Below are 9,822 nucleotides of genomic sequence, written 5' to 3'. Positions count from 1 at the left end.
GCGCAGGTCGTGCAGATAGCCACCGTGGCCGTTGGTGACGTCGCCGAAGAGGCCGTCGTGGGCCATCTTGAGCATCGCCAGCTCGTTGCGGCCGTAGCTGCAGTTCTCGGACAGGAACAGGTGCCGACGGGTCCGCTCGCTGGTGTCGACGAGGTCCCACAGCTCGCGCAGCTCGGTGGCGACGGGCAGTTCGACGATGGCGTGTCTGCCGGACAGCAGGGCGGCGCGGCCGTGCTCGTAGTGGAACTCCCAGGGGGTGGCGACGTAGACGAGGTCGATGTCCTCGCGGCGCAGCATGCGTGCGTAGGCATCGGCGGAGCCGCCGTACTCGGCGGGGCGGGGGCGGCCCTCGGCGACCAGTTTGTCGGCGGTTCGTCGGGCGCGGTCGGCGCGGATGTCGCACACGGCCGTCACCGTGCAGCCTGGGACGGCGGCCCATCCCGAGGCCATGCCATGGCCCCGGTTGCCGAGGCCGATCAGGGCGACGCGGACCGTCCGGTACGGGTCGAAGGGGACGTCGATCATCGACTTCTGGCCGTGACGCCGGGCCGGTGGGGCGTCGGCGGCGGGGGCGGCGCCCGGTGCGGCGGCGGCCGTGGTGCCGAGCCCCGCGACGACGGCACCGGAGGCCAGGGCTCCGCCCATGAGAGTACGGCGTGAGACAGCAGGGATTTCATGCATGGCGCTGAACGCTCCCTTGTGGGTGGCCGACAGCTCTTGTTGCCGAACGACTTTGTCGATCGGACGACGGAGTGTCAATAGGTGCTCGAAGAGAGGCCGTTGCGAGCAGAAACGAGCATCCGGGGTGCCATGAGGGTGCGGTGGAGCTGATCAGGCCTGACGGGTGCCGCGGCAGGGTGAGGAGCAGGACGGCGGCGCGGATCGAGACACGGCCGCACCGGGCGGGGCGGCCCGGTGCCGCTACGAGGCGTGCTCCTCAGCCTCACCGAAGCGGGCCAGCGCGAGGGCGCCCGCGATGGAGGCGGCGAAACCGGCGACGGCCAGCGGCGCCAGCCCGTGGCGGGTGGTGTCGCCCAGCCAGACGATGCCGAACAGAGCGGGCCACACGGTCTCCCCGATGACCATCGCCGCCGTGGCGGAGGTGACGGAGCCGGACTGAAGGGCCTCGATCAGGAGGAGATAGCCGGTGATCCCGGAGAGGACCACGGCGTACACCGACGGGTCGGCGAGCAGGCCGGGCAGGGACAGTCCCGGCATCAGCCGGGCCGCTACGGCCGTCACGCCGAAGCTGATCCCGGCGAGGCCGCCCAGCACGGCCGCGCGGTGGCGCACGTTCCCCAGGCGCGGGGCCAGTGCCCAGCTCACCAGGGCGAGCCCCACCGAGCCCACCAGGACCGCGAGCCGCATTCTCATGTCGCCGTCGCCGCCGGTCTCCCGGCCGGCCGCGATCGCCATCACCGCGAGCCCTCCGCACACCGCGACGACCGCGCCCCACTCCACCCGGCGCAACCGGATGCGCAGCACGAACGCCGAGACGATCGCGGTGACGGCCAGCGCCCCGGCCACCGCGGCCTCGACCAGGAAGAGCGGGACCGAGCGCAGGGAGATCAGTTCGGCGGCGAAGTCCAGCGTGTCGAGGGCGACCCCGACGATGAACGGCCACTGCCAGGTGGCCCGCACCGCCGCGCCGGCGCCCCCGGGACCCACCCTGCGCGCGCCGAGTGCCTGGAACACGGTCGCCGTTCCCATGAAGAGGGCGGCGCACAGCGCGAACAGCAGGCCGGGTCCCATGACCGCAGGCTAATGCGCCGGGGGTGCGCCCGCGTGGAGCGCGGCCGACGCGGCGGGTCCCGCCGGTCAGCGCCCGCCGTCGCCCCCGCTCCTGCCCTCGCTGCCGCTCGCGCCCTCCAGGAACGTCCCCAGTACCTCGATGTCCGCGATGCGGGAGGGATCCACCCGGTAGGGGTCGTCGCCGAGCACGACGAGGTCGGCCCGCTTGCCCGGGGTGAGGCTGCCCGCGTCGGACTCCCAGTGGCAGGCGTGGGCGGCGTCCACGGTGTAGGCCCGCAGGGCCTCGTCCACGGTGACCGACTCGTCGGGACCGATGACCCGGCCCGACTCCGAGGCGCGTTCGACCATGAACTGGACGGCCCTCAGCGGCGCGCCGTCGGCGACCGGGCGGTCCGAGCTTCCCGCCACCCTGACGCCATGGTCGAGGAAGCCGCGGCCGCGGTAGAGCCAACCGGCCCTGTCGTCCCCCATGACCGTGGCGTAGTCGTCCCCGTAGTAGCGCAGGAAGTTGGGCTGGACGACGACGGTGACGCCGAGCGCGGCCAGCCGGGGCAGCTGGTGCCTAAGGGGGCGTCCGTGGAGGAAACGGTGGGCCCCGACCGCGAGTTGGCGGCCTGGGCCGATGGTGTGCTCGCGCGTATCGACGCGCAACAAGGAATCGACGACGAGTTGCTCGCCGCCCTCGGGCGCGGTCCGAGCCTGCGCGAGGAGACGCTGGCCCGGATGGCCGAGGCCGTGCGGGCGGCGGCCCTGGGCTTCGGCCCGGCCGGCTGCGCCGCGGCCGCCGGGGTGCCGGAACGGCTGCTGCACAACTGGCAGGACCGCAACCCGTCGTTCGCCGCGGCGATGTCGGGCGCGCGCGCCCTGGCCTACTCCCACGCGCCCGAGGGCAACGGCGCGGCACGTCCGCCGACCCCCGTCGCGCTGCTCGTGCTCCTCCAGGCGATCCGCGCGGGCGCCCAGCACGCGTCCGCCGCCGCGCTCGCCGGCATGCCCCGTACGGCCCTCTACCGGCTGCGCAAGGAGCGCCCGAAGGTGAACGCGCTGATCCTCGCGGCCCGCCGCTCCCGGTCCAAACGGGCCGAACGGCGCGGCGGTTCGACCTACGAACACCGGTACCGGCTCGTCCGTGTGGACGACGCCCCCGCCAATCAGCAAGGGGGTAGCCGCCAGCGCCAGATCTGATTAGCCTTACCTAAGTTTTGTGCGCGCGGTGCAAGCGCCGCGAACCCCCTTCCGGAGGGATGCGTGAGAAGAGCGGACCTGCCGGGACGGCGTGTCCTGTGGGGTGCGGTGGGCGGGCAGCGCCGGGACGTCGTGCTCGGGGCGGTGCTGGGCATGGGCCACCAGACGGGCGAGGCCCTGGTGCCGGTGCTCATCGGACTGGCCGTCGAGCGAGGCGTCGTGGCCGGTGACGCCGGCGGGCTGCTGCTGTGGCTCGGTGTCCTGGCCGTCGTCTACGTCGGACTCTCCTACAGCTTCCGCTTCGGCGCACGGGCCGGCGAGCGCGCCTCCGTGACCGCAGCGCACCGCCTCAGGACCCGGTTGGTCGGCCGCGTCCTCGCCCCCGAGGGTGGCGCGGAGGAAGGCCGGTTGCCCGGCGAGCTGGCGAACACCGCCACCGAGGACGCCAAGCGGGTCGGCGCCGTCACGATGGCCCTCATCGTCGGCATCGGGGCCACCACCGGCCTCGTGGTCGGCGCGGTCGTCCTGCTGCGCATCTCCCTCCCCCTCGGCCTGCTCGTCCTGCTGGGCACACCGCTGCTGCTGTGGCTGGTGCACCTGCTGAGCAAGCCCCTGGAACGGCGCAGCGAGACCGAGCAGGAGCGCGCGGCGCGGGCCTCGGGCGTCGCCGCGGACCTGGTGGCCGGGCTGCGGGTGCTCAAGGGCATCGGTGCCGAACCGGCGGCCGTCGCCCGCTACCGCCGTACCAGCCAGGAGTCGCTGACCGCCACCCTGCGCGCCGCCCGTGCGGAGGCCTGGCAGAACGGCGTCGTCACCATCCTCACCGGCGCGTTCCTCGCGCTGGTGGCGCTCGTCGGCGGGCGGCTCACCGCGCGCGGCGACATCAGCCTCGGCGAACTCGTCTCGTCCGTCGCGCTCGCCCTCTTCCTCATCGGCCCGCTCTCCGAGTTCTCCTGGGTCAACGCGGAGCTGGCGCAGGGCCGGGCGTCCGCCACCCGGATCGCCGAGGTGCTCGACGCCGGCCGGGCGGTGTCGCCGGGCCCGCCGCAGCGCGGCGCCGTACCGGGGCGGACCGCGGGCCGGCTGCGGCTGAGCGGCCTCTCCTACGGCTCCCTGCGCGAGATGGACATGGACATCGCCCCGGGCGAGACGGTGGGGGTGGTCACCACCGACCCCGCCGACGCTACGGCCCTGCTGCGGTGCCTGGGCCGCCACGCCGACCCGGCCGGCGGGGCCGTGGAACTGGACGGCACCGCACTGCCCGCGCTGAGCCTCGCGGAGGTGCGGGCCGCGATACTCGTCGCCGAGCACGACGCCGACCTCTTCGAGGGCACGCTCCTCGACAACGTCACCGCCGCGCTCGGCACCCCCACCGCCACGCCCGACACCCATACCGCCGCGCTCGGCACCCCGACCGCCGTACCCGTCACCGCCGCGATCGCCGCGTCGGGCACCGACGAGGTCGTACGCGCCCTGCCCGACGGCACCGGAACGGCCGTCACCGCGCGCGGCCGCTCCCTCTCCGGAGGCCAGCGGCAGCGGGTGGCCCTCGCCCGGGCGCTGGCCGCCGACGCGCCGGTCCTCGTGCTGCACGAACCCACGACGGCCGTCGACGCCGTCACGGAGGCGGGCATCGCCGCCGGGATCAGGGACGTCCGCCGCGGCCGCACCACCGTCCTGGTGACCAACAGCCCCGCGCTGCTCGCCGTGACCGACCGGGTCGTCCTGATCGAGGACGGCAGGGTCACCGCGGCCGGCGCCCACGACCGGCTCGTGCACGACCGCGCCGCCTACCGGACGGCGGTCCTCGCATGACCGAGCCCGGCAAGGGTGCGCAGCCGCCCCTCCTGCCTGTCGCCACGCCCGCCCGCACCCGGGCCGCCGTCGCCGAACTGCTGCGGCCGCAACGGCCGCTGGCCCTCACCGCGTTCGCCGTGCTGGTCGCCTCCACCGCCGTCGGGCTGCTCGTGCAGCCGCTGCTCGGCCGGATCGTCGACCTGGCCGCCGACCGCGGCTCCGTGGACGCCGTCACCACGACCGCGGCGCTTCTCCTCGCCGTCGCCGTGGCGCAGGGCGTCACCGCCGGGTTCGGACTGTCGCTGATCTCCCGGCTGGGTGAGACGACCCTGGCCCGGCTGCGCGAGCGGTTCGTGGAGCGGGCGCTGGGGCTGCCGCTGGAGCGGGTCGAGCGGGCCGGCGCCGGTGACCTGACCGCGCGGGTCACCGCCGACGTCTCGCTCATCGCCGAGGCCATCCGCAACGCCCTGCCAGAACTGGCCCGTTCGCTGCTGACCATCGTCCTCACCCTGGGCGCACTGGCAGTGCTCGACTGGCGTTTCCTGCTGGCCGCCCTGATCGCGGTGCCCGTGCAGGCGGCCACCGCCCGCTGGTACGTGTCCCGCGCCGTCCCGCTCTACGCCGAGCAGCGCAGGGCCGCCGGCGCGCAGCAGCAGCAACTGCTCGACACCATCGCGGGCAGCTCCACCGTGCGCGCGTTCCGGCTGGAGCGGGAGCACACCGAGCGGGTCACCGAGCGGTCCTGGTCGGTGGTGGCGCTGACGATGCGCGGGGTCCAGCTCGTGCTGGGCTTCTACAGCCGTCTGCACATCGCCGAGTACGCCGGGCTCGCCGCCGTGCTGTTCACCGGGTACTGGCTCGTCCGCGACGGCTCGGCGTCCATCGGCACGGCGACGGCCGCCGCCCTGTACTTCCACAGCCTGTTCACCCCGGTCAACGCCGCCCTCGTCCTCCTCGACGACGCCCAGTCGGCCACGGCGGGCCTGTCGCGGCTCGTCGGGGTCACCGACCAGCCGCCGCCCCCGGAGGGCACCGGTTCCGTCCGGGCGGGCGGCGTCGACGTCACCGTGCGGGGCCTTGGTCACGCGTACCGGCCCGGACATCCCGTCCTGCACGACATCGACCTGACGATCCGGCACGGCGAGCGGGTGGCCCTCGTCGGTGCCAGCGGCGCCGGCAAGACCACGCTGGCCCGGCTCGTCGCGGGCATCCAGCCACCCACCGCCGGGGCCGTCCTCATCGGCGGTGTGCCACCGGCCGAACTCGGCGCGGCAGCCACCCGCACGGTCGCCCTGATCACCCAGGAGACCCACGTCTTCGCCGGTCCCCTCACCGACGACCTGCGCCTCGCCAAGCCCGACGCCACCGACGGCGAACTGCGTGCCGCGCTCGACCGGGTGGACGCCCTCGCGTGGGCCGAGGCGCTGCCCGACGGTCTCGCCACCGTCGTCGGCGACGGCGGCCACCGGCTCAGCGGCGCACAGACGCAGGCTCTCGCGCTCGCCCGGCTGATCCTGGCCGATCCGCCCCTCGTGATCCTCGACGAGGCCACCGCCGAGGCGGGCAGCGCCGGGGCGCGCGCCCTGGAGAAGGCGGTCGCGCAGGCGGTCGACGGCCGCACCGCGCTGATCGTGGCCCACCGGCTCAGCCAGGCGGCGACCGCCGACCGCATCGTCGTCATGGACGCGGGACGCGTCGTCGAGACCGGCACGCACGACGAACTCCGCGCCGCCCAGGGACGCTACGCCGCCATCTGGCGGGCCTGGTCGGACACCCGCGACACCGGCACCTGACCCCACGGACACACTCCGAGACCCCCCGCACCGACCGGCTCCACAGGAACCCGAAGAACGAAGGACCACCGATGTTCCGCTCCCGCAGAGCACCACGGCTCGCCGCCACCCTCGCCTCCGCCCTCCTGCTCATGACCGCCGCCACGGCCTGCGGTGGTGACGACTCGGACTCCGGCAGATCGGGGGCCGGGGCGCAGGCGAGCTCCTCCGGAGAGTCCGCCTTCCCGGTCTCCGTCGCGCACAAGTACGGCAGTACGACGATCAAGTCCGAGCCGAAGCGGATCGTGACCGTCGGCCTCACCGACCAGGACGCCGTCCTGGCGCTCGGCAAGGTGCCGGTCGGCACCACCGAGTGGCTCGGCGGCTACAAGGGCGCCATCGGCCCCTGGGCCGACGACAAGCTCGGCGGCGCCGAGGTACCGACCGTCCTCAAGGACACCGGCACCGGCCCCCAGGTGGAGAAGATCGCCGCCCTCAAGCCCGACCTGATCCTCGCGGTGTACGGCGGACTCACCAAGGAGCAGTACGAGTCGCTGTCCAAGTTCGCGCCCGTGGTCGCCCAGCCGAAGAAGTACAACGACTACGGCGTGCCGTGGCAGGAGCAGACCGAGACGATCGGCAAGGCGCTCGGTAAGCCGGAGGAGGCCACCGCGGCCGTCAAGGAGACCGAGGCGCAGATCGAGGCGGCCGTCGAGGAGCACCCCGAGTTCAAGGGCCGGACGGCCGTGATGGCCACACCGTACGAGGGCATCTTCGTCTTCGGCAGCCAGGACCCGCGGTCGCATCTCCTCACCGACCTCGGGTTCTCCCTGCCCGCGGACCTGGACAAGGTGATCGGGGACCAGTTCGGCGCGAACATCAGCAAGGAGCGCACCGACCTGCTCGACCGGGACGCCCTCGTGTGGCAGGTCGCGGACGTGACCAAGGACGCCGACAAGCTGCACAAGGACCCCTCCTACAAGGACCTTGACGTGGTCAGGGAGGGCCGCGAGGTCTACGTCAGCGAGAGCAGCGACTACGGCAACGCGCTGTCCATGGGCACTGTTCTCGGCCTGCGGTACGTGGTCGAACGGCTGGTACCGCAGCTGGCGGCGGCGGTCGACGGCAAGACCGGGACGAAGGTGGAACAGCCCGCGTCGTGAACCGGCAAGGCTGTGGGGCGGTCCATGGGGACCGCCCCACAGTCGTTTCAGCCGTCCATGGCCTCGGCCAGGCTGCGCGGCCTCATGTCGCTCCAGTGGGTCTCGACGTGGTCCAGGCAGGACTGCCGGTCGGCGGGCCCGTGCACCACCCGCCAGCCGGCCGGCACGTCGACGAAGTCCGGCCAGAGGCTGTGCTGGTTCTCGTCGTTGACCAGCACCAGGAAGACACCCTCGGGGTCCTCGAACGGATTGCTCATGCTCTTCCTCTCCTCATGGTTCACGACCGTGTGTTCCGCTCCGCCCACGCGACGATCCCTTCCAGCGCCCTGAACCAGGTCTCGGCCAGGTCCTGGACCGTCTCGCGCGGCAGCAGTCCTTCCAGGTAGGACCAGTGGGCGGCCAGCACCGGCCCGTCCGCCCGGTCCTCGGTGACCACGTTGATGCTCAGCGCGTGGCCTTCGCGCATGGCGCCCTCGGGGCCGATGTCGGCCGCGTCCTCCTCGGGCGCGTACGACCAGTCCGTCTCCCCGGGGATGCCGAACCGCCCGAGGTAGTTGAACTCGATCCGGGCCGCCTCGCGGCTCGCGAGCACCTCGCGGGTGCGGGGGTTGAGATGCCGCAGCATGCCGTGCCCGACGCCGCCCGCGGGCAGCGCGGCAAGATGCTCACGCACCCGTCGCACGGCTTCCCCGGCCGCCGGGCCGCCCGCGAAGGCGTCGGCCGGGTCGACCGGTCCGGGGTCGAGCCGGACCGGGAAGACGCTGGTGAACCAGCCGACCGTACGGGAGAGGTCGATCTCGTCGCCGCCCAGTTCCTCGGTGCGGCCGTGGCCTTCGAGGTCGACCAGGACGGAGGTGTCCGAGCCGCCTTGGCGTCGCCTCCAGTCGGCGAAGGCCAGCGCGAGTGCGGCCAGCAGCACGTCGTTGACGCCGGCCCCGAAGGTGGCGGGCACCGTCGACAGCAGCGGACCTGTGTGCTCGGCGGGCATCCGCAGGACGACCTCCCGCTGGGTGGCCGTCGTGTCGCGGTCCGGGTCCAGCTCGCGGGCGAGCGGGAAGGGTTCCGTACCGCCGTCCAGGACGGCCGTCCAGACCGGCAGTTCCGCCTCCCTGGCCGGGTCCTGGGCCAGTTCGGTCAGCAGCCGCGACCAGCGCGCGAAGGACGTCTCGACGGGGGCGAGCCGCGCCGGCCGCCCGGCGGCGACCTGCTGCCAGGCCGTCGCCAGGTCGGGCAGGAGCACCCGCCAGGACACGCCGTCCACCACCAGGTGGTGGGCCATCAGCAGCAGCCGTCCCGGCGCGTCGCCCGCGTCGAACCACACGGCCCTGACCATGGCGCCCGCGTCCGGGTCGAGCAGCGCCCGCGCCGCGTGCGCCTGGTCCCGTACGGTCGCGGCGAGTGCCTCGGTGTCGAGGCCCGCCACGTCCACGCGATCGATCCACCCGGCGGCGTCGACCGCGCCGGCGGGCGGCACGTGCAGCGACCAGTCCTCCGTGGTGTCCGGCGAGGACCGCACCAGGGTCGCCCGCAGCAGGTCGTGCCGGTCGGCCAGCGCCTGGAGCACGGCGGTCAGGCCGGGCAGGTCCAGCTGTGCGGGGGTGCGCACGAGCGCCGCCTGGTGATAGGTGGCGAACGGGCCGCCCAGTTCGCGCAGCCAGTGCATCACCGGGGTGAGCGGCACGGTTCCGGTGCCGTCGTCCACCGGGCGGGAGCCCTCGCCGGCGGCCTCGGCGACCGTGCTCAGCACGGCGACCGTGCGGTGCCGGAAGACCTGCCGGGGGGTGATGCGGATGCCTGCCGCGCGGGCGCGGCCGACAAGCTGCATCGCGACGATGCTGTCACCGCCGAGGGCGAAGAAGTCGTCGTCCGCACCGACCCGTTCCAGCCCCAGCACCTCGCCGACGACCGTGCAGAGCAGTTCCTCCATGGGGGTGGCCGGCGCGCGGCCGCAGGACAGTGCGGAGAAGTCCGGCGCGGGCAGCGCGGCGCGGTCGAGCTTGCCGTTGGCCAGCTGCGGGAACCGCTCCAGCGTGACCACGGCCGCCGGGACCATGTGGTCCGGGAGCCGGGCGGCGACATGACCGCGCAGTGCCCCCGGGTCCGGGGCGGTGCCCGGGGCCGGGATCACATAGGCCACCAGGAGCTTGCGCGGG

The 9,822-nt window shown here is 74.0% G+C and carries 8 protein-coding genes and 1 pseudogene; 4 read left to right on the top strand and 5 right to left on the bottom strand.

Features of this window, described 5'->3' with window-relative positions:
* The 3 genes and pseudogenes from AB0O67_RS34290 to AB0O67_RS34280 form a co-directional block, all read right to left on the bottom strand.
* Positions 1-681, bottom strand: a 681-nt coding sequence (locus AB0O67_RS34290; protein ID WP_365458965.1) for a Gfo/Idh/MocA family oxidoreductase, incomplete at its 3' end; no start/stop codon positions are given.
* A 240-nt stretch (positions 682-921) separates the two neighbouring features.
* Positions 922-1,752, bottom strand: a complete 831-nt coding sequence (locus AB0O67_RS34285; RefSeq protein ID WP_365458962.1) for a hypothetical protein — start codon at positions 1,750-1,752, stop codon at positions 922-924.
* 66 nt (positions 1,753-1,818) lie between these two features.
* Positions 1,819-2,310: pseudogene (locus AB0O67_RS34280) on the bottom strand (amidohydrolase family protein); the annotation flags it as partial.
* Between the two features lie 69 nt (positions 2,311-2,379).
* On the opposite strand from AB0O67_RS34280, the gene AB0O67_RS34275 reads away from it, so the two are divergent.
* The 4 genes from AB0O67_RS34275 to AB0O67_RS34260 all read left to right on the top strand — a co-directional run bounded on the left by AB0O67_RS34275 (position 2,380) and on the right by AB0O67_RS34260 (position 7,669).
* Complete coding sequence (locus AB0O67_RS34275) at positions 2,380-2,937, top strand: hypothetical protein (RefSeq protein ID WP_365458959.1); 558 nt, start codon at positions 2,380-2,382, stop codon at positions 2,935-2,937.
* A gap of 63 nt (positions 2,938-3,000) precedes the next feature.
* Positions 3,001-4,752: an ABC transporter ATP-binding protein gene (locus AB0O67_RS34270; protein ID WP_365458956.1), complete on the top strand. Its 1,752-nt coding sequence runs from the start codon at positions 3,001-3,003 to the stop codon at positions 4,750-4,752.
* A complete protein-coding gene (locus tag AB0O67_RS34265) occupies positions 4,749-6,527 on the top strand; it encodes an ABC transporter ATP-binding protein (protein WP_365458953.1) in 1,779 nt (592 codons plus the stop codon). The genes AB0O67_RS34270 and AB0O67_RS34265 overlap by 4 nt, the downstream gene beginning before the upstream one ends.
* Before the next feature lie 71 nt (positions 6,528-6,598).
* Positions 6,599-7,669 carry an iron-siderophore ABC transporter substrate-binding protein gene (locus tag AB0O67_RS34260; protein WP_365458950.1) on the top strand — a complete coding sequence of 357 codons (1,071 nt, stop codon included), beginning with the start codon at positions 6,599-6,601 and terminating at the stop codon, positions 7,667-7,669.
* A gap of 47 nt (positions 7,670-7,716) precedes the next feature.
* Here the strand turns inward: AB0O67_RS34260 and AB0O67_RS34255 are convergent, their stop codons facing one another.
* A complete protein-coding gene (locus AB0O67_RS34255) occupies positions 7,717-7,926 on the bottom strand; it encodes an MbtH family protein (RefSeq protein ID WP_365458947.1) in 210 nt (69 codons plus the stop codon).
* Positions 7,927-7,946: 20 nt separating this feature from the next.
* The coding region (locus AB0O67_RS34250) for a condensation domain-containing protein (protein ID WP_365458944.1) at positions 7,947-9,822 on the bottom strand (1,876 nt) is incomplete at its 5' end.

The organism is Streptomyces sp. NPDC086077, from assembly GCF_040686175.1.
Taxonomy (GTDB): Bacteria; Actinomycetota; Actinomycetes; order Streptomycetales; family Streptomycetaceae; genus Streptomyces.
The sequence above is the reverse complement of the archived record's forward strand: the minus strand, read 5'-3'. Positions and strand labels throughout refer to the sequence as shown.

Coding starts and splice junctions, on each gene's coding strand:
- AB0O67_RS34260 (WP_365458950.1), top strand. CDS start 6,599: ATGTTCCGCTCCCGCAGAGCACCACGGCTCGCCGCCACCCTCGCCTCC.
- AB0O67_RS34255 (WP_365458947.1), bottom strand. CDS start 7,926: ATGAGCAATCCGTTCGAGGACCCCGAGGGTGTCTTCCTGGTGCTGGTC.
- AB0O67_RS34265 (WP_365458953.1), top strand. CDS start 4,749: ATGACCGAGCCCGGCAAGGGTGCGCAGCCGCCCCTCCTGCCTGTCGCC.
- AB0O67_RS34285 (WP_365458962.1), bottom strand. CDS start 1,752: ATGGGACCCGGCCTGCTGTTCGCGCTGTGCGCCGCCCTCTTCATGGGA.